Genomic DNA, 17,238 nt, shown 5'->3' with positions numbered 1-17,238 from the left:
TCTTATGGGCAGGATCACGCGCCTACGGTATCAAGAAGTTCTTGGTTTGCCGTCAATGGCCGGTGTTACGTCCTGTGTAGCAGGTGTGGCGCTGGGCAGATGACGGGCAATCAGCCCGCGATAAGCGGCAGCGCCGAGGCAGGCACCGACAATCGGTGCAAAAATCGGAATCAGGAAATACGGGATATCGCGGCCGCCGGTGAGGGAAATTTCACCCCAGCCGGTGAAGAAAGTCATCAGCTTCGGACCGAAATCACGCGCCGGGTTCATCGCGAAACCGGTCAGCGGGCCCATCGAGCTGCCAATCACGGCGATCAGCAAGCCAATCAGCAGCGGTGCCAACGGCCCTTTTGGCAGGCCATTGTTGTCATCGGTCAGGGACATGATCACGCCCATCAGGATGGCGGTGATGATGACTTCCACCAGGAAAGCCTGGGCGGTGGACAGGGCCGGGTTGGGGAAGGTGGAGAACACCGACGCCAATTCGAGGCTCGCCTGGGTGCCACGGACCATATGGTGAGTTTGTTCGAAATCGAAGAATAGATTGCTGTACAGCGTGTAGACCAAAAATGCGCCGCAGAACGCGCCAGCAATTTGAGCGAGGATATAGAACGGCAGTTTGCGTTTTTCGAAGTCGGCGAAAATGCTCAGTGCGATGCTCACGGCGGGATTGAGGTGAGCCCCGGAAACCCCGGCGGTCAGGTAGATCGCCATGCTCACGCCGACGCCCCAGATGATGCTGATTTCCCACAGGCCAAAGCTGGCACCCGCGACCTTGAGAGCGGCAACACAACCGGTGCCGAAAAAGATAAGCAGTGCGGTGCCCAGAAACTCGGCCATGCATTGGCTTGAGAGCGACGGTTGTTGTAAAGCAGTTGTCATTGAAAACCTCGTTTTTGTTGTTGTCTGGCGCTTCTTTCATCATGGCCAAAGCGCGTTTTCCACCGAGGCAGAATCCCCATCCTGTTCTCGGCCTGCTACTGGGGTGCTGCGATGACACATTCGTACAGTATTCAGATTCGAAAAAATATAGACAAGAAACGCTGCTGTCAAAGGTCGAAAGTGAACTGTTGGTCACAATTCAACTATTAGTCATGTGAATGATCGTATTGTTCACGCGTCCGGCCTGGCACGGACGAACGGTAGCCTGTGCCGTCAAGCCGCTGAAACAGTGGCGCAATAGAGCCTTTTGCCGACCAATGTCCTAGAATCCAGCGCAGGATTTTTCTACTGCCGCCCACTCTGGAGCTGCCATGACCCCCGCATTGGATTTGTTGAAAAAAGTTCGAGCCGAACATCGCGTGCACAGTTATGAACATGATCCAAAGGCTGCGTCCTATGGGCTGGAGGCCGCGGAGAAACTGGGGCTGAACCCGGCGCAAGTGTTCAAGACGCTGCTGGCCGCCAGTGAGAAAGGTGAGTTGCTGGTAGCGGTGGTGCCGGTCGTCGGAACTTTGGACTTGAAGCATCTGGCTCACGCGGCGGGCGTGAAAAAAGCCGAAATGGCCGATCCTGCCGCTGCGCAGCGCGCGACGGGTTATCTGTTGGGCGGGATCAGTCCGTTAGGGCAGAAGAAGCGCTTGCGCACGTTTATCGATAACTCCGCTCAGCCCTTTGCGACCATCTTCGTCAGCGCCGGCCGGCGCGGTCTTGAGGTTGAATTGGCGCCGGCGGTGCTGGCCGAACACACTCAGGCCAAGTTTGCCGATATCGGCCGCGCCTGAATCAGGGAGAAGGTTATGCAGCTTGAATTTCATCAAGTCGATGCGTTCAGTGATCGTCCGTTCAGTGGTAACCCGGCCATGGTGTATCGGCTCGAGGCGTGGCTAGCCGATGAGTTGATGCAGAAGATTGCCGCCGAACATAACCTCGCCGAAACCGCCTTCGTGGTGCGTGAAGGGCAGGGTTGGCACATTCGCTGGTTTACCCCGACGACCGAAGTGCCATTGTGCGGCCATGCGACCCTGGCCAGCGCGCATGTGTTGTTTGACATCTATAAGGAGCCGGTCGAGCGCCTGGACTTCATCTGCAAGTCCGGCCCGTTGAGCGTAAGCCGCGAGGACGGGCGCTTGTGGCTGGATTTTCCGGCCGTCGTGCCATCTGAAGTGGGCGTGACCCTGGATGTCGAGCGCGCCTTGGGCGTCGAAGTGGTCGATGTTCTGGGTTCCAACGAGTTGTTCGTGGTGTTGGAGTCCGAGCAGGCCGTGCTCAACTGCCAGCCAGACATGATCGCCCTGGCCAAGCTGCCGTGGCCGGGTGCAATCGTCACCGCCAAGGGGAGTCAGCATGATTTCGTGTCCCGGTACTTTGCCCCGGCAATCGGCATCAATGAAGACCCGGTGACCGGTTCGACCCATTGCAGCTTGATTCCGTATTGGTCGAAGCGGTTGGGCAAGACGAGTCTCAGCGCTTATCAGTGCTCGAAGCGAGGCGGGGCGTTGTTCTGCCGACTGGAAGGGGACCGGGTGAAGATTGGCGGGAATGCGACGCTGGTTGCGAGCGGAACACTCATTCTCGGTTAACCCAAATTTGATGTGGGAGTGAGCAGCCACGCTCCCACATTTTTTGTCCGTGTGTATTAGCTGGCGGTGCTGTAGCGCCGGACACCCGACTCTACCACCGGAATCTGCGCAGCCGTGCTGCCCGATGCCTGGAACAGCACCAGGTGTTCAGCCGCGACTCGAATACCCACTTCGGCACCGACTTGATGATCGGCATGGCTCGGGAAAATCGACTCCAGTTGCGCCCCGGTCGGCAGCTGCAAACGGTACAACGTCGAGGCCCCCTGGAACGACTTGCCGACAATCCGCGCCTTTAAACCGCTGTCGGGTGCATAAACGATATCGTCCGGACGCAGCAACACATCCACCGCACCGCCCACGGGCCAGGTGTAGGCACGATTGCCGCGCAACTCACCCAATTCGGTCTGCACCGACTCGGGGCTGCTCAGCTGGCCGCGAATGAAATAACCCTGGCCAATGAAGCTGGCCACAAACGGCGTCAGTGGTTCGTGATACAGGTTGTAGGGCGTGTCCCATTGTTCCAGTCGACCTTCCTTGAACACCCCGACATGATCGCTCACCGCGAAGGCTTCTTCCTGGTCGTGGGTCACCAGAATCGCGCTGGTGCCACGGGCCTTGAGAATGTCGCGCACCTCATGGCTGAGCTTGCGTCGCAGTTCGCCATCGAGGTTGGAGAATGGTTCGTCGAGCAACAGCAATTGCGGTTCCGGTGCCAGTGCGCGGGCCAGTGCGACACGCTGCTGCTGACCACCGGACAACTCGTGCGGAAAGCGCTTGCCGAGGTTTTTCAGGTTGACCAGCTCCAGCAACTCTTCGGTGACACGATCCTTTTGCGGGTGCTTGCGGATCCCGAAGGCGATGTTCTCGGCCACGCTCAAATGCGGAAACAGCGCGTAGTCCTGGAACACCATGCCGATCCGGCGTTTCTCCGGGGCAAGGGTGAAACCGGCGCGGGAGATGGTCTCGCCTGCGAGGGTGATTTCACCTTCCTGCACCGGTTCGAAACCGGCAATCGCCCGTAGCGTGGTGGTCTTGCCGCAGCCCGAGGAGCCCAGCAGGCAACCGATGTCACCGGCATTCAAATGCAAGTTGAGGTTCTGCACGACGCGCTGGTCTTGATAGCCGCAGGCGAGGTTGCGCAGGTTAAGCAGTAATGGAGGGCTCATGCGTGGTGATACGCCGGCTCGACGAGGAACTCGAGCAGGGCCTTTTGTGCGTGAAGGCGGTTTTCCGCCTGGTCCCAGGCGACCGAGCGCTTGTCATCAAGCACGTCGAGGCTGATTTCCTCGCCACGGTGGGCCGGCAGGCAGTGCATGAACAGCACATCCTCGGCCGCCAGGTCGAGCAGGGCGCGAGTCACCTGGAACGGCGCGAACAGCTTCAGGCGCTTGGCGGTTTCTTCTTCCTGGCCCATGGAGGTCCAGACATCGGTGCTCACCAGGTGGGCGCCGCGTACGGCATCCTTCGGATCGCGGACGATGGTCACGCGATCGCCGGCCATGGCCACGAACTGCGGGTTGGGTTCAAACCCTTCAGGGCAGGCGATGCGCAACTGGAAGTCGAACTGGATCGCCGCTTCTATATAGCTGTTGCACATGTTGTTGCCGTCGCCGATCCAGGCCACGGTCTTACCCTGAATCGAGCCGCGATGTTCGAGGAACGTCTGCATGTCGGCCAGCAACTGGCACGGATGCAGGTCATCGGACAGGCCGTTGATCACGGGAACGCGGGAATTGGCAGCGAATTCGGTCAGGGTGCTGTGGGCAAAGGTGCGGATCATCACGGCGTCGAGCATGCTCGACATCACGATGGCGCAGTCGCCGATCGGCTCGCCACGGCCCAGTTGCGTGTCGCGCGGCGACAGGAAGATGGCCTGGCCGCCGAGCTGGATCATGCCGGCTTCGAACGAAATACGGGTACGGGTCGAGGACTTCTCGAAAATCATCCCGAGCACGCGGTTTTTCAGAGGCTCGAACAGTACGCCGCGGTTACGCAGGTCTTTGAGCTCAACGCCTCGACGGATCACGCTGACCAGCTCTTCGGGCGTGCAATCCATCAGGGAGAGAAAGTGCCTTGCGCTCATCATTGACTACCTTTTTGCAACAGACCGCAGATACTCAAAGCCTTGTTTAACTGAAAAACGGGCGAGACCTGCGGCGTAAGCCGCACGGGGCGACGAAATAGGGGGAGGCGCGATATTGACATTAAATGTCGCGTTTTTCCAATAGGAGGCTTTTTTTACGGTTTCCAACATGTTTCAAGCGATACAACGCGATCCGCGTTGCGAGTTTGTGAGCAGCATTTGTACACGGTGCCGAAGCTCGATTGCAATAACTGCCGTGATCTGGCTCGATATCCGGCGAAGAATGGAAGACCCGCTGAACAGCGCCCTCCGGGCCCCTTACAAGCTCGCGGAGTTGTTTGCTGTTACGTTTTCAGGTGCCGGGTTTCGGATTGCGCTCAGGTATTATCCGCCTCATTGCGGATTCTCGACTGCGTAAAGTCAAACACTCCCAGGGAGGGAGCGCTGTATGGCGATCAATAAACCCGGACACACTGGTCTGACGCGCCTTCGTCGTGTTTCGCCGGCCTTCGATATGGCTGTCATTTCTACGGTCATGGGCTTCGCGATTATCGCAAGCACGATTTATCCGGGTGTTCCGAGCGCAGTGGTGGGCGCCATCGTCGGCGCTTTTATCGGCGTGAAGAATTTCAGGGATGACGCGATTGCAGATTGATTCGACCCAGTTTTTGGTAGTGGGGGGATTGGTCGCAATTGGAATCTACCTGGGAGCTTCGCTACTCGCGCGATCGACGCCGGACCTGAAGCATGGAGCTGCCCTGGTGGTCGCGTGGTTCACAGTGGTGAGCGTCATTGATATCGCGTTGCAGGTCTATCAAGCCGAGCCTCATCAGCTGGGCATCCTGGCAAACCAGAAAGCTATCATCCTGATCGGGTCCGGCGTGATGCTTTGGCTGGCGGTCGGCGGAATCTGGACGGCCTTGGCCTCACCGCTCAAAAAGAAGGCGTCGAAGATTTCTCAGCCTCAGTGAGCCTGTCTGTGTGGTCGAACGCAGGTTTTGACGAGGTCGTTTCGTGTCTTGTCTGTTGTTCAAGGCGCCGGTTGTCACCGTGTTCTGGATGAAACGTTTGCTAATACAAAGTGCTGGGTTATAACTAACTCACGAGTGACGCAGGAAGCCTTCGGAATGGAATCGAAAGAACAGCTTTTAATGGATTTACTCGGCCTCACGGCCCGCTCCTTGACCCACCTCACCGCTTCCATGACGTCGATGTCCTTCGAATTGATGCGCAGTGAAGACGAAGTGACCAAAGCAGCCGGTCGACGCATGATCGATCGCATGGCAACCATTAGTACCGGGCTCGACGAACACTGGCGACTGATCGGCGAGCTCACCGGCGTACATATCGCCCAGGAACAGATCGAAACCATTCAAGAGATCCAGTTGCAGGCGCCGCCGCCCAGGTTGCCGCCGAATTGATCGTGCACGGCCATCGGCTAGCCTGATGGTCGTCGATTCACAAGACGAACGTCGCTGGCGCAGTCGCGGGTCAGGCGCCATAGTTTTGTTCCCGCGGCTGATATTGCCCGCCCAGAACAAAACAGAGACTGGCCATGACCAAGACTCTCCATCACCGTGCCTGCCACCTGTGTGAAGCCATCTGCGGCCTGACCATCGAGACCTCCGAGGTCGAAGGCAATGGCGTGCAGATCACCTCAATCAAGGGTGACCCGCTGGATACGTTCAGTCGTGGGCACATCTGCCCCAAGGCGGTTGCCTTGCAAGACATCCAGAACGATCCGGATCGCCTGCGTCAGCCGATGTTGCGAGTGGGCAGCGAATGGCAGCCTATCGAGTGGGAAGACGCTTTCAGCCTGGTCGCCGAACGCCTGGCGGCGATTCAGGAGCATCACGGGCAGAATGCGGTGGCGGTTTATCAAGGCAACCCCAGCGTGCACAACTATGGCTTGATGACCCACAGCAATTATTTCCTGGGCCTGCTGAAAACCCGCAACCGGTTTTCCGCGACCTCGGTCGATCAGTTGCCTCATCACTTGACCAGCCATTTGATGTACGGCCACGGCTTGCTGCTGCCGATTCCGGACATCGACCACACCGATTTCATGTTGATCCTCGGGGGCAATCCCCTGGCCTCCAACGGCAGCATCATGACCGTGCCGGATGTGGAGAAGCGTCTGAAGGCGATTCAGGCCAGGGGCGGCAAAGTGGTGGTGGTCGATCCGCGCCGCAGCGAAACGGCAGCGATAGCCGATCAGCATCTGTTCGTGCGCCCAGGTGGCGATGCGGCGCTGTTGTTCGGGTTGCTCAATACCTTGTTCGCAGAAGGTCTGACTCGCGACAGCCATTTGCCGGTCGACGGTCTGGATGAAGTCCGTCAGGCGATCAGCACATTCACTGCCGACACGATGAGCCCCTTGTGCGCGGTGCCGGCAGAACAGATTCGTCAGTTGGCCCGGGATTTCGCGGCGGCGCCGACAGCGGTCTGCTATGGCCGGATGGGCGTCTCGACCCAGGCCTTCGGCACGCTGTGTCATTGGCTGGTGCAACTGATCAACCTGGTCACCGGTAACCTCGACCGCGTCGGCGGTGCCTTGTGCACTGAACCTGCGGTGGATCTGGTGGCTTCGACGTCGGGTGGGCATTTCAATCTGTGGCAGAGCCGGGTGTCCGGGCGTCCCGAGTACGGCGGTGAGTTGCCGGTGTCGGCCCTGGCGGAAGAGATGCTGACGGGCGGGGAAGGGCAGGTTCGTGCGCTGATCACCGTGGCCGGCAATCCGGTGCTGTCCACACCCAATGGCCGGCAACTGGAACAGGCGCTGGACGGTCTGGAGTTCATGGTCAGCATCGACCTGTACATCAATGAAACCACGCGCTATGCCGACCTGATCCTGCCGTCGACTTCCGCACTGGAAAACGATCACTACGACACCACGTTCAACATGTTCGCGGTGCGCAACGTCACCCGTTTCAACCGGGCGATCCTGGGCAAGCCCGAAGGTGCATTGCATGACTGGGAGATCTTTGTCGGCCTGGCCCAGGCTTTTGCGGCGAAGACCGGCAAGGAGCTGAAACCGACCATTGCACCGGCGCAGATGATCGATCGTGGGCTGCGGATGGGGCTTTATGGCGATGCCTCGGCGCACAAGCTTTCGTTGGCGACGCTGTTCGATCACCCGCACGGCGTCGATCTGGGCGCGCTCAAATCGAACCTGGCGCCACGCCTGAAAACCGCCAACCAGCGAGTCCAGGCCGCGCCGGCTGCGATTCTCGCTGACCTTGCCCGTTTCGCCGCGCTGCAAGCACCGGCTGCCGACGAATTGCTGATGATTGGTCGTCGCCATGTGCGCAGCAACAACTCGTGGATGCACAACTATCACCGTCTGGTGAAGGGCAAGCCGCGCCATCAATTGTTGATGCACCCGGATGACCTGGCCAGTCGTGGACTCGGTGACGGGCAGCGCGTGCGGGTCAGTTCGCGGGTCGGTGTGATCGAAGTGGAAGTGCTCGCCAGCCTGGACATGATGAAAGGCGTGGTCAGCCTTCCTCACGGTTGGGGGCATGCACGGCCCGGCGTGCAGATGACGATCGCCAGTAGTCAACCGGGCTCCAGCGCCAACGACCTGACCGATGAATGTCAGCTCGACGAGTTGTCGGGGAATGCTGCGTTGAACGGTGTTCCGGTGACGGTGGCGGCGGCCTGATTATGTCTGTCGGGGAGACCGAGCATGGCGCTCGGGTTTCCGTTACAATGCGCCACCGTGCCGACCTCTGAGTCGGAAAGTTCAGCCGAGGTGCTCCATGGATATCATCGAAACGATTAAAGAGCAGATTGCTAACAACACCATTCTGCTTTACATGAAAGGTTCGCCGAATGCCCCGCAGTGTGGCTTCTCCGCGAAAGCCGCGCAGGCCGTGATGGCATGTGGTGAAAAGTTTGCTTACGTGGACATCCTGCAGAACCCGGAAATCCGCGCCAACCTGCCAAAATACGCCAACTGGCCAACCTTCCCGCAACTGTGGGTCGGTGGTGAGCTGGTCGGCGGTAGCGACATCATGACTGAAATGTCGGCTGATGGTTCGCTGCAGGCCACGATCAAGGCTGCCGTTGAAGCGGCTGCTGCGAACAAGACCGAAGCCTGACCCGGTACCTGTAGGCGCGAAGCTTGCTCGCGAAAGCGGTACAACATTCAGCACATAAGTTGACTGGACTACCGCTTTCGCGAGCAAGCTTCGCTCCTGCAGATGTTTCGTCCTGAAACAGGTGCAAACCTTGTTCAGGACGAGACAAAGGGCATTAAAAAGCCCCGCCTCTATAAAAGAGTGCGGGGCTTTTTATTGTCTCGAGTTTAGCGGGCGCTAACTTACTCTTCGCCCATCTGCGATTGCAGATAGTTCTCAAGACCGATTTTATCGATCAGGCCCAGTTGAGTTTCCAGCCAGTCGATGTGTTCTTCTTCGGACTCAAGGATATCTTCGAGCAATTCACGGCTACCGAAGTCACCCACGGTTTCGCAATGAGCGATGGCAACCTTGAGGTCGGCATGACCAGTTTTCTCAATACGCAGGTCGCATTCGAGCATCTCCTGGGTGTGTTCGCCGATCTGCAGCTTGCCCAGGTCCTGGACGTTTGGCAGGCCTTCGAGGAACAGGATGCGCTTGATCAGCTTGTCCGCGTGTTTCATCTCGTCGATGGATTCGTGGTATTCGTGCTTGCCGAGCTTGTTCAGACCCCAATCTTCGTACATGCGCGCATGCAGAAAATATTGATTGATCGCGACCAGCTCATTGGCAAGGATCTTGTTGAGATGCTGGATGACTGTAATGTCGCCTTTCATGATGGGGTCCTGCCCTGTATTAGCTGTCAATAAGGCGGAGTTTGAGCCGCACAACTAAGAGTGTCAAACCTAAGTTATTGAAACTTAAATGAAAATTAATCGGAATAAGAATGTTTGTGTTCCGCGTCTGGAGCGTAAGCAGTTGATTTTCAGACATAAAAAAACCGGACATCAAGTCCGGTTCTTTGGAATAGGGTAGTTACGCGGCAGTAAATTCTACAGGGAAAGGAATCGCAGCCTGGGCCGATTGCAATTTGGTCAGGGTTTCACGCACCACTTCCTTGGCAAGGCAGGCGCATTTACCGCATTGGCTGGCTACGCCAGTGGCCTGGCGGACTTCTTTGTAGCTGCAGCAACCTTCATAGATTGCATCGCGGATTTGACCGTCGGTGACGCCAGTGCAGAGGCAGACATACATAAGCTAAGAACCGTCGCTGGTGGTGACTCAGTTGCGATGGATCTTAATGTTAACGAGAATGATTGTCAAAGTGCTTTCTGAAAGCTTCGCGTTATAAGCGAGTATGACTGACGAACGGTTTTCATCCGGGCTTCTGCCATCACCTGTCGCGACGACCAATTTGACGCGCGGTTGAAAAACCGTTGAGGACAGCCCAAAAACGCCGTGTATGATGGTCGGTCCTTGCGAAGGGGGGCGTGTCACAGGGCTGTCGCCTGAGGGTGGCAGGCTGACACGAACCCAGTTCTTCACGATATATAGACCAGGAGATATTCAATGAGCGTACTCGTAGGCAAACAAGCCCCGGACTTCACCGTACCTGCCGTCCTCGGCAATGGCGAAATCGTTGACAGCTACACCTTGTCCTCGGCCATCAAAGGCAAATACGGCCTGGTGTTCTTCTACCCACTGGACTTCACCTTCGTTTGCCCGTCCGAGCTGATCGCTCTGGACAACCGCATGGCTGACTTCAAGGCGCGCAACGTTGAAGTGGTCGCGGTGTCGATCGATTCGCACTTCACCCACAACGCATGGCGCAACACCCCGGTGAACAATGGCGGTATCGGCCAGGTTCGTTACACCATGGCTGCCGACATGAAGCACGAAATCGCCAAGGCCTACGACGTTGAGTCCGAAGGCGGCGTGGCTTTCCGTGGCGCGTTCCTGATCGACGACAAAGGCGTTGTCCGTTCGCAGATCATCAACGACCTGCCGCTGGGCCGTAACATGGAAGAGCTGATCCGTCTGGTCGACGCGCTGCAATTCCACGAAGAGCACGGCGAAGTCTGCCCTGCCAACTGGAAAAAAGGCGACAAAGGCATGACTGCTTCGACCGAAGGCGTCGCGGCTTACCTGACCGAGAACGCTGCTGCGCTGTAAGGCACGTTCGAGGCATAAAAAAACCGGCCACTGAGGCCGGTTTTTTTATGGTCGGGAGAAATTCAGCGACCGGGATCAGTCGTTGAAGTCTTCCCAGCCGCCCATTTGTTTCCAGCGATTGACGATGCCGCAGAACAGCTCGGCCGTCTTCTCGGTGTCGTAGCGCGCCGAGTGAGCCTCACGACCGTCGAAGTCGATGTCCGCCGCCTGGCAAGCCTTGGCCAGTACGGTTTGACCGTAAGCCAGGCCAGCGAGGGTCGCGGTATCGAAACTGGAGAATGGGTGAAACGGGTTACGTTTCATGTCCAGGCGTGCGACAGCGGCGTTGAGGAAACCCAGGTCAAAGCTGCTGTTGTGCCCAACCAGAATTGCCCGTTTGCAGCCGTTGGCTTTCAGGGCCTTGCGGATACCACGGAAGATATCGGTCAGGGCCGTTTCTTCGCTCACCGCCATACGCAGCGGGTGATCGAGTTTGATCCCGGTGAATTCCAGCGCCGCGGCTTCAATGTTCGCGCCTTCAAAAGGTTCGACGCGGAAGAAATAGGTGTGATCGGGATACACAAAGCCTTTTTCATCCATGGCGATCGTGGTCGCGGCGATTTCCAGCAGGGCGTCAGTGGCAGAGTTGAAACCACCGGTTTCAACGTCGACAACAACTGGCAGGTATCCACGGAAGCGCTCAGCCATGGGGTGGCGCGAACCACCTCCGCCGCCTTGACCGTCCTGTTCGTCGTCGAAATGGTCTTCACTCACGCGTGTTCCTCCAGCAGGCGCCAGCGCAGTTTTTCACCGGCGCGCAGCGGGATTACGGTCAGCTCGCCAAATGGCAGGCTGGTTGGGGCGGTCCACTCATCGCGGACCAGGGTGATGCGATCGGTGTTCACCGGCAGGCCATAGAAGCGCGGGCCGTTGAGGCTGGCGAAGGCTTCAAGCTTGTCCAGCGCGTTGCGTTGTTCAAAGGCTTCGGCGTACATCTCGATCGCCGCATAAGCGGTGTAGCAACCGGCACAGCCGCAGGCCGCTTCTTTGGCGTGCTGGGCGTGAGGCGCCGAGTCGGTGCCGAGGAAGAACTTGTTGCTGCCGCTGGTGGCGGCGTCGAGCAGGGCTTCCTGGTGGGTGTTGCGCTTGAGGATCGGCAGGCAATAGAAGTGCGGCCGAATCCCGCCCACCAGCATGTGATTGCGGTTGTACAGCAGGTGATGCACGGTGATGGTCGCGCCAACGTTGGCCGAAGCCTCGTTGACGAACTGCACGGCGTCCGCGGTGGTGATGTGTTCAAACACCACTTTGAGCGTCGGGAAACGCTCGACCACACGACGCATATGCTCATCGATGAAGATTTTTTCGCGGTCGAACACATCGACATCGCCGCGGGTGACTTCACCGTGAATCAGCAAGGGCATCCCGACGTCGGCCATGGCCTCAAGTGCAGGGAAGATCTTGTCGATACTGGTGACACCCGAGTCCGAGTTGGTGGTCGCGCCGGCCGGGTACAGCTTGGCGGCGTAAACGAAACCGCTGGCCTTGGCCTCGCGAATTTCGTCGGGCTGGGTGCGGTCGGTCAGGTACAGCACCATCAACGGTTCGAAACGACTGCCGGCCGGACGTGCAGCGAGAATCCGCTGGCGATAGCCGTCGGCTTCAGCGGCGTTACGCACCGGAGGTACCAGGTTGGGCATGATGATGGCGCGACCAAAGGTGCGCGCGACATCCGCAACGGTATTGGTCAACACAGCACCATCGCGAAGATGAATATGCCAGTCGTCGGGACGCAGCAGGGTCAGGCGGTCGGACATGAGGGGATTCCAGGCGGGTCAAACTCTGGGGAATGCTACCGGAAAAGACTCTCTCAGGCACTCGCTATCAAGTTTTGCAGGAAGCTTCCGATATCCAACAGGTATGCCGTAAATATGTGTGTCGGTCTTTTTGTTGTAGAAGCCAGTGGAGCCTCCCGTGCGCCAGCGTTATTTAGCCTTGCTCAGTGTGTTTGCCAGCCTCCCTGCGATGGCGCTCACTTTCCAGACACGTCTGGAGAGCATCGAGTGGACGGTCGAAGGTGACAAGTTCGAATGCCGCCTGACTCAACCGATTACCGATTTCGGTTCGGGTGAATTCGTGCGCCGCGCCGGCGAGCAGGCGACGTTTCGTCTGAAAGCCTACAACGCGATGATCGGTGGCGGTTCAGCAACCCTGCTGGCGGCCGCTGCGCCGTGGCAACCGGGACGTGGCGACATCAATCTGGGATCGGTGAGAATCGGCAGCGGCAACGTGTTGTTCAACAGTTCGCAAGTTCAGGCCGGGCGCCTGATCAGCGGGTTGATGGATGGCCGCAGTCCGGTCATCCGGCATTCCTCTGGTGATGGCCGCGTCTCTGAAGTGCGCCTGTTGCCGGTCAAGTTCAGCAAGGCCTTCAACGACTACCAGGGTTGCGTGGCGAAACTGCTGCCGAAGAATTTCGAGCAGGTCAAACAGTCCGAGATCGGTTTCCCGGGTGAAGGCGTTGATCTTGATTCGCAAGCCAAGGCGCAGTTGCAGGTGATGCTGGAGTTCATGAAAGCGGATCCGACGGTCAATCACATCGAACTCGACGGGCACTCCGACAACAGCGGCAATCGCCTGACCAACCGCGAGCTGTCACGCCGCCGGGCGTTGGCGGTGATGGACTATTTCAAGGCCAATGGCATCCAGGAATCGCAGATCACCCTGCGTTTCCACGGTGAGCGCTACCCTGTGGCGCCGAACACCAGCGCCGCCAACCGCGCGAAGAATCGCCGGGTCGCGGTGCGCCTGGAGCGGGTGGCACCGACCGAGAAAGTCGCGCCTCAAACCACGACGCCGGGAAGCTCTTCGGCGACATCCTGAGTTTGCTGAATTCGTCGCTCGCTCGACAGAATCTGTCGCTTCGTCGTCATAAGCTGTCGCGCCTCTGTAAATTATTCCGTATGACCGGTAGACTTCACGGCTTTCCGTAGAACCCCGTGGAGTGATGGCATGGCGGACGTAAACAAGGTCGTTCTGGCGTATTCCGGCGGCCTGGACACTTCGGTGATCCTCAAGTGGCTGCAGGATACTTATAACTGTGAAGTGGTGACCTTTACCGCTGACCTGGGTCAGGGCGAAGAGGTTGAACCTGCACGCGCCAAGGCTCAGGCCATGGGCGTGAAAGAGATCTACATCGACGATCTGCGCGAAGAATTCGTGCGCGATTTCGTTTTCCCGATGTTCCGCGCCAACACCGTTTACGAAGGCGAGTACCTGCTGGGTACTTCCATCGCTCGCCCGTTGATCGCCAAACGCCTGATCGAAATCGCCAACGAAACCGGCGCTGACGCCATTTCCCACGGCGCCACCGGCAAGGGTAACGACCAGGTTCGTTTCGAACTGGGCGCCTACGCACTGAAGCCAGGCGTGAAAGTGATCGCCCCTTGGCGCGAATGGGACCTGCTCTCGCGTGAAAAGCTGATGGATTATGCTGAAAAGCACAATATCCCGATCGAGCGTCACGGCAAGAAAAAGTCCCCGTACTCGATGGATGCCAACCTGCTGCACATTTCCTATGAAGGCGGCGTGCTGGAAGACACCTGGACCGAGCACGAAGAAGACATGTGGAAATGGACCGTCTCCCCGGAGAAGGCTCCAGACAAGGCGCAGTACCTGGAACTGACCTACCGCAACGGCGACATCGTGGCACTGGACGGCGTCGAAATGACCCCGGCCACCGTGCTGGCGACCCTGAACCGTATCGGTGGCGAACACGGTATCGGCCGTCTCGACATCGTCGAGAACCGTTACGTGGGCATGAAGTCCCGTGGTTGCTACGAAACTCCTGGCGGCACCATCATGCTGCGCGCTCACCGTGCGATCGAATCGATCACTCTGGACCGCGAAGTGGCTCACCTCAAAGACGAGCTGATGCCTAAATACGCCAGCCTGATCTACACCGGTTACTGGTGGAGCCCTGAGCGTCTGATGCTGCAGCAGATGATCGATGCGTCCCAGGCACACGTGAACGGCGTTGTGCGCCTGAAGCTGTACAAGGGCAATGTGATCGTCACCGGTCGCAAGTCCGACGAATCGTTGTTCGATGCCAACATCGCGACCTTCGAAGAAGACGGCGGCGCCTATAACCAGGCCGACGCGGCGGGCTTCATCAAGCTCAACGCCTTGCGCATGCGCATTGCTGCGAACAAAGGCCGGAAGCTTTTCTGAGATCTTTGAAGCTGCAACGACGGTAATGGAAATGTGGCCTTGTCAGTGACAAGGCCACATTTCTGAAAGAGGGATTTTTCCTGCCGGGTATCATGTATCAACTTTCTTGTTGTTGTTACAAATAAGCTTTCGTCTGCTTTACTCTCCGACTGCCCGTCGCAATCGGTCTTCTGCTATTGGTGCTCAAGCCATCGTCGTCATGCCATGTGAGCTCAAATTGTAGGCAACCCAGAACGTAGTGCTGTTGCGTTTCTTTGTTTGTTTCGAATGCTTGTGTGCGCCTTCCTTCAGTAACGCCTCTGAATCAGTACAGGTTAGGAACACGATCACGCGCGCAGGGTTTTCCTGTGGTTGCTGGATCTTTTCCATCAAAGTGTTGAAGTCCATTTTGTTGCTCATCCATCGTGCATCGACGATGTGCAGATCCTTTAGCAACACCGATGAGCGTAAGGGGTGCTCAATCAAATGCTCGGGTGTATTGAATTGCGCGTGATCGGCATCGGTCATGGCCTTGATGAAATGCTTGCCTTTCTCAAAATCAGAGGGCGCGTAAAGCGATCGATAGTTGAAGTTGAGTGTGGCGAAGAATAGGAAGAGCAAATAAAAGGGAAAGCTGATAAGGAACCAGATATAGATCTCTCGTTCCTTATTGTCGAGAAATGGAAGAGAGATAGCAGCCGAAGTTTCAGACAGTGTTGCAAATATTGCAATGATTGTCATGGGGTTGGAAATTCTTATTTTGAGTTTGTTCATGTTGTTTGCTCATGGAAGATTGTCTGTTCTCGATCAATTTATGGAGAGGTTTCGGGTGTTGGTAAGTTGTCGGAGTCGGGAAGGCGGTCTGCTGTTTTGGTGGTGTCCTTTTAGTGGGTTTGTTAACGGGAGTCATAGTAGCTGTATTATTTGCGCCTCGGGTATTTTTGTTATTGTTGTTTTGGTAAGTGTGGCGTTTATTGCTGTTTCTGAAGTGTTGCCTGGTGTAAGGGTTGTTGTAAGTTGATTAGTGGTCACGTCTTGATTTTTAACGAGTGAGTGTGAATGTTCGCCTGAAAATATCGGTTGTTTTTTAGCGTAGCTCAATCGTCAGCGTCTGTCGGATCCTTCGGTCAACCTCTGGTTTCTTTGATTTCCTGATGTAAATCGATACAAAAACACTTTTGAAAGCACCGTGCCGCCGGGGCGATAAAATTTAAGACACACAGTATTCGTCTGATTTTTGTAAGACATGTCCTGCTTGTTTGTAGGGAATGTCTTTCGCTGCGGGTGGCCGAGGGGGGCGGCATGCCACGGATGAAACGACTAGGCTATTGTGCGGGCTCTAAAAATTCGAACAGCGAAATTGGACTTGCCCATGAATAAAGTGCTGATCGTGGATGATCACCCCGTCATTCGTCTTGCGGTACGTATGCTGATGGAACGTCATGGCTACGAAGTCATTGCAGAAACAGATAACGGTGTGGATGCGTTACAACTTGCCCGCGAACTTATGCCGGATATTGTCATTCTGGATATTGGGATACCGAAGCTGGACGGGCTGGAAGTCATTGCGCGTCTGACCACAACAGCGATGCCTCTTAAAGTGCTGATCCTGACCTCTCAGGCCCCCGGACATTTTTCCATGCGTTGCATGCAGTCGGGGGCCGCGGGGTATGTCTGCAAACAACAGGATCTCACTGAATTGCTCAGTGCGATAAAGGCCGTGCTTTCGGGCTACAGCTACTTTCCGAATCAAGCGCTGCATACCGTTCGCTCCAGTCTCGGGAATGCCAGTGAAGCCGATATGGTGGATCGTCTATCCGGGCGCGAAATGATGGTGTTGCAACAGTTGGCTCGAGGAAAGACAAACAAGGAGATTGCCGATGGCATGTTCCTCAGCAATAAAACGGTCAGTACTTACAAGACACGCCTGTTGTTGAAGCTCAATGCTCGCTCATTGGTTGATCTGATCGAACTCGCTCAACGTAATGGACTGGTATGAGCGCACTGGCGATTGACGAGGCGTGATGAAAGGGCGTTCATCGGGGGGCGGGCAGCACCCAGTAAAAAGCCTCCGTTTCGGGAGGCTTTCAGGTGTCAAAGGTCAAAATCGTAATCGGCCAACTGCTTTTGCAGTCGACGCTCCTCCAGCAGATTGTCGATGGTGCGGCGTTTGCTCAGGTTGGTCTTCGCCACTTCAACCACCGGTTCAGCGTCATCGGTCTCAACAGGTGTGAAGTCGTCTTCTACGTCCAATTGCTCTTTGCCAGTGCTCATAAGGTTAACTCCAGGCTAAGACTGCCTTTGGCGCTCC

20 protein-coding genes are annotated in these 17,238 nt (G+C 56.9%); 11 read left to right on the top strand and 9 right to left on the bottom strand.

The features are described 5' to 3' along the window. Positions 1-30 precede the first annotated feature (30 nt). Positions 31-882 carry an MIP/aquaporin family protein gene (locus AC1ROI_RS28185; RefSeq protein ID WP_010457695.1) on the bottom strand — a complete coding sequence of 284 codons (852 nt, stop codon included), beginning with the start codon at positions 880-882 and terminating at the stop codon, positions 31-33. 371 nt (positions 883-1,253) lie between these two features. Between AC1ROI_RS28185 and ybaK the strand changes: the two genes are divergently transcribed. Then, positions 1,254-1,724, top strand: coding sequence for a Cys-tRNA(Pro) deacylase (gene ybaK, locus AC1ROI_RS28180; protein WP_077749898.1), 471 nt, complete (start codon positions 1,254-1,256; stop codon positions 1,722-1,724). A gap of 15 nt (positions 1,725-1,739) precedes the next feature. Further along, positions 1,740-2,522 carry a PhzF family phenazine biosynthesis protein gene (locus tag AC1ROI_RS28175; protein WP_010457693.1) on the top strand — a complete coding sequence of 261 codons (783 nt, stop codon included), beginning with the start codon at positions 1,740-1,742 and terminating at the stop codon, positions 2,520-2,522. 56 nt (positions 2,523-2,578) lie between these two features. Here AC1ROI_RS28175 and AC1ROI_RS28170 read toward each other — a convergent pair whose 3' ends face one another. Both AC1ROI_RS28170 and argF read right to left on the bottom strand, forming a co-directional pair. Beyond that, positions 2,579-3,688, bottom strand: coding sequence for an ABC transporter ATP-binding protein (locus tag AC1ROI_RS28170; protein ID WP_010457692.1), 1,110 nt, complete (start codon positions 3,686-3,688; stop codon positions 2,579-2,581). Continuing rightward, complete coding sequence (gene argF, locus AC1ROI_RS28165; RefSeq protein ID WP_010457691.1) at positions 3,685-4,605, bottom strand: ornithine carbamoyltransferase; 921 nt, start codon at positions 4,603-4,605, stop codon at positions 3,685-3,687. The genes AC1ROI_RS28170 and argF overlap by 4 nt, the downstream gene beginning before the upstream one ends. Before the next feature lie 448 nt (positions 4,606-5,053). On the opposite strand from argF, the gene AC1ROI_RS28160 reads away from it, so the two are divergent. The 5 genes from AC1ROI_RS28160 to grxD all read left to right on the top strand — a co-directional run bounded on the left by AC1ROI_RS28160 (position 5,054) and on the right by grxD (position 8,708). Continuing rightward, positions 5,054-5,260: a hypothetical protein gene (locus AC1ROI_RS28160; RefSeq protein WP_010457690.1), complete on the top strand. Its 207-nt coding sequence runs from the start codon at positions 5,054-5,056 to the stop codon at positions 5,258-5,260. Then, positions 5,241-5,576 carry a hypothetical protein gene (locus AC1ROI_RS28155; protein WP_138739082.1) on the top strand — a complete coding sequence of 112 codons (336 nt, stop codon included), beginning with the start codon at positions 5,241-5,243 and terminating at the stop codon, positions 5,574-5,576. Before AC1ROI_RS28160 ends, AC1ROI_RS28155 begins: the two co-directional genes overlap by 20 nt. Positions 5,577-5,732: 156 nt before the next feature. After that, positions 5,733-6,026: a PlzR type 4 pili assembly inhibitor gene (gene plzR, locus AC1ROI_RS28150; protein ID WP_077749897.1), complete on the top strand. Its 294-nt coding sequence runs from the start codon at positions 5,733-5,735 to the stop codon at positions 6,024-6,026. A 134-nt stretch (positions 6,027-6,160) separates the two neighbouring features. After that, the gene (locus tag AC1ROI_RS28145) at positions 6,161-8,269 is read left to right on the top strand and encodes a molybdopterin oxidoreductase family protein (protein WP_102594576.1); all 2,109 of its coding nucleotides are present in this window, start codon (positions 6,161-6,163) and stop codon (positions 8,267-8,269) included. 97 nt (positions 8,270-8,366) lie between these two features. Then, the gene (gene grxD / locus AC1ROI_RS28140; protein WP_010457686.1) at positions 8,367-8,708 is read left to right on the top strand and encodes a Grx4 family monothiol glutaredoxin; all 342 of its coding nucleotides are present in this window, start codon (positions 8,367-8,369) and stop codon (positions 8,706-8,708) included. 221 nt (positions 8,709-8,929) lie between these two features. Here grxD and bfr read toward each other — a convergent pair whose 3' ends face one another. Together bfr and AC1ROI_RS28130 are read right to left on the bottom strand one after the other, a co-directional pair. Further along, positions 8,930-9,403, bottom strand: a complete 474-nt coding sequence (gene bfr / locus AC1ROI_RS28135; protein ID WP_010457685.1) for a bacterioferritin — start codon at positions 9,401-9,403, stop codon at positions 8,930-8,932. A 199-nt stretch (positions 9,404-9,602) separates the two neighbouring features. Then, positions 9,603-9,821 carry a bacterioferritin-associated ferredoxin gene (locus AC1ROI_RS28130; RefSeq protein WP_007943567.1) on the bottom strand — a complete coding sequence of 73 codons (219 nt, stop codon included), beginning with the start codon at positions 9,819-9,821 and terminating at the stop codon, positions 9,603-9,605. Between the two features lie 315 nt (positions 9,822-10,136). Here AC1ROI_RS28130 and AC1ROI_RS28125 point away from each other — a divergent pair, with 315 nt between their 5' ends. Next, positions 10,137-10,739 carry a peroxiredoxin gene (locus AC1ROI_RS28125; protein ID WP_010457682.1) on the top strand — a complete coding sequence of 201 codons (603 nt, stop codon included), beginning with the start codon at positions 10,137-10,139 and terminating at the stop codon, positions 10,737-10,739. Positions 10,740-10,814: 75 nt separating this feature from the next. Here AC1ROI_RS28125 and rnt read toward each other — a convergent pair whose 3' ends face one another. Then, on the bottom strand, positions 10,815-11,492 hold the full coding sequence (gene rnt / locus AC1ROI_RS28120) for a ribonuclease T (RefSeq protein ID WP_008155580.1): 678 nt from the start codon (positions 11,490-11,492) through the stop codon (positions 10,815-10,817). Beyond that, the gene (pyrC, locus tag AC1ROI_RS28115) at positions 11,489-12,535 is read right to left on the bottom strand and encodes a dihydroorotase (RefSeq protein ID WP_010457678.1); all 1,047 of its coding nucleotides are present in this window, start codon (positions 12,533-12,535) and stop codon (positions 11,489-11,491) included. Before pyrC ends, rnt begins: the two co-directional genes overlap by 4 nt. A 157-nt stretch (positions 12,536-12,692) precedes the next feature. Between pyrC and AC1ROI_RS28110 the strand changes: the two genes are divergently transcribed. Together AC1ROI_RS28110 and AC1ROI_RS28105 are read left to right on the top strand one after the other, a co-directional pair. Next, complete coding sequence (locus AC1ROI_RS28110) at positions 12,693-13,601, top strand: flagellar protein MotY (RefSeq protein ID WP_102594577.1); 909 nt, start codon at positions 12,693-12,695, stop codon at positions 13,599-13,601. A 129-nt stretch (positions 13,602-13,730) separates the two neighbouring features. Continuing rightward, on the top strand, positions 13,731-14,948 hold the full coding sequence (locus AC1ROI_RS28105) for an argininosuccinate synthase (RefSeq protein ID WP_007898502.1): 1,218 nt from the start codon (positions 13,731-13,733) through the stop codon (positions 14,946-14,948). Between the two features lie 183 nt (positions 14,949-15,131). On the opposite strand, the gene AC1ROI_RS28100 is transcribed toward AC1ROI_RS28105, so the two are convergent. Next, positions 15,132-15,701 (bottom strand): hypothetical protein, encoded by a 570-nt coding sequence (locus AC1ROI_RS28100; RefSeq protein WP_077749893.1) that lies wholly within the window; start codon positions 15,699-15,701, stop codon positions 15,132-15,134. Between the two features lie 598 nt (positions 15,702-16,299). Here AC1ROI_RS28100 and AC1ROI_RS28095 point away from each other — a divergent pair. Further along, positions 16,300-16,926: a response regulator transcription factor gene (locus AC1ROI_RS28095; protein ID WP_010457667.1), complete on the top strand. Its 627-nt coding sequence runs from the start codon at positions 16,300-16,302 to the stop codon at positions 16,924-16,926. Positions 16,927-17,021: 95 nt separating this feature from the next. On the opposite strand, the gene AC1ROI_RS28090 is transcribed toward AC1ROI_RS28095, so the two are convergent. Then, positions 17,022-17,201, bottom strand: coding sequence for a PA3496 family putative envelope integrity protein (locus AC1ROI_RS28090; RefSeq protein WP_010457665.1), 180 nt, complete (start codon positions 17,199-17,201; stop codon positions 17,022-17,024). Positions 17,202-17,238: the final 37 nt, after the last annotated feature.

Source organism: Pseudomonas sp. GW823-FHT02C02 (genome assembly GCF_058797635.1).
This window is presented reverse-complemented; position numbering and strand designations above follow the sequence as displayed.

What these genes read in the sequence shown, in the direction of transcription:
- AC1ROI_RS28185 (WP_010457695.1), bottom strand. Translation starts at nt 882, where the DNA reads ATGACAACTGCTTTACAACAACCGTCGCTCTCAAGCCAATGCATGGCC.
- ybaK (WP_077749898.1), top strand. Translation starts at nt 1,254, where the DNA reads ATGACCCCCGCATTGGATTTGTTGAAAAAAGTTCGAGCCGAACATCGC.
- AC1ROI_RS28175 (WP_010457693.1), top strand. Translation starts at nt 1,740, where the DNA reads ATGCAGCTTGAATTTCATCAAGTCGATGCGTTCAGTGATCGTCCGTTC.
- AC1ROI_RS28170 (WP_010457692.1), bottom strand. Translation starts at nt 3,688, where the DNA reads ATGAGCCCTCCATTACTGCTTAACCTGCGCAACCTCGCCTGCGGCTAT.
- argF (WP_010457691.1), bottom strand. Translation starts at nt 4,605, where the DNA reads ATGAGCGCAAGGCACTTTCTCTCCCTGATGGATTGCACGCCCGAAGAG.
- AC1ROI_RS28160 (WP_010457690.1), top strand. Translation starts at nt 5,054, where the DNA reads ATGGCGATCAATAAACCCGGACACACTGGTCTGACGCGCCTTCGTCGT.
- AC1ROI_RS28155 (WP_138739082.1), top strand. Translation starts at nt 5,241, where the DNA reads ATGACGCGATTGCAGATTGATTCGACCCAGTTTTTGGTAGTGGGGGGA.
- plzR (WP_077749897.1), top strand. Translation starts at nt 5,733, where the DNA reads ATGGAATCGAAAGAACAGCTTTTAATGGATTTACTCGGCCTCACGGCC.
- AC1ROI_RS28145 (WP_102594576.1), top strand. Translation starts at nt 6,161, where the DNA reads ATGACCAAGACTCTCCATCACCGTGCCTGCCACCTGTGTGAAGCCATC.
- grxD (WP_010457686.1), top strand. Translation starts at nt 8,367, where the DNA reads ATGGATATCATCGAAACGATTAAAGAGCAGATTGCTAACAACACCATT.
- bfr (WP_010457685.1), bottom strand. Translation starts at nt 9,403, where the DNA reads ATGAAAGGCGACATTACAGTCATCCAGCATCTCAACAAGATCCTTGCC.
- AC1ROI_RS28130 (WP_007943567.1), bottom strand. Translation starts at nt 9,821, where the DNA reads ATGTATGTCTGCCTCTGCACTGGCGTCACCGACGGTCAAATCCGCGAT.
- AC1ROI_RS28125 (WP_010457682.1), top strand. Translation starts at nt 10,137, where the DNA reads ATGAGCGTACTCGTAGGCAAACAAGCCCCGGACTTCACCGTACCTGCC.
- pyrC (WP_010457678.1), bottom strand. Translation starts at nt 12,535, where the DNA reads ATGTCCGACCGCCTGACCCTGCTGCGTCCCGACGACTGGCATATTCAT.
- AC1ROI_RS28105 (WP_007898502.1), top strand. Translation starts at nt 13,731, where the DNA reads ATGGCGGACGTAAACAAGGTCGTTCTGGCGTATTCCGGCGGCCTGGAC.
- AC1ROI_RS28100 (WP_077749893.1), bottom strand. Translation starts at nt 15,701, where the DNA reads ATGAACAAACTCAAAATAAGAATTTCCAACCCCATGACAATCATTGCA.
- AC1ROI_RS28095 (WP_010457667.1), top strand. Translation starts at nt 16,300, where the DNA reads ATGAATAAAGTGCTGATCGTGGATGATCACCCCGTCATTCGTCTTGCG.
- AC1ROI_RS28090 (WP_010457665.1), bottom strand. Translation starts at nt 17,201, where the DNA reads ATGAGCACTGGCAAAGAGCAATTGGACGTAGAAGACGACTTCACACCT.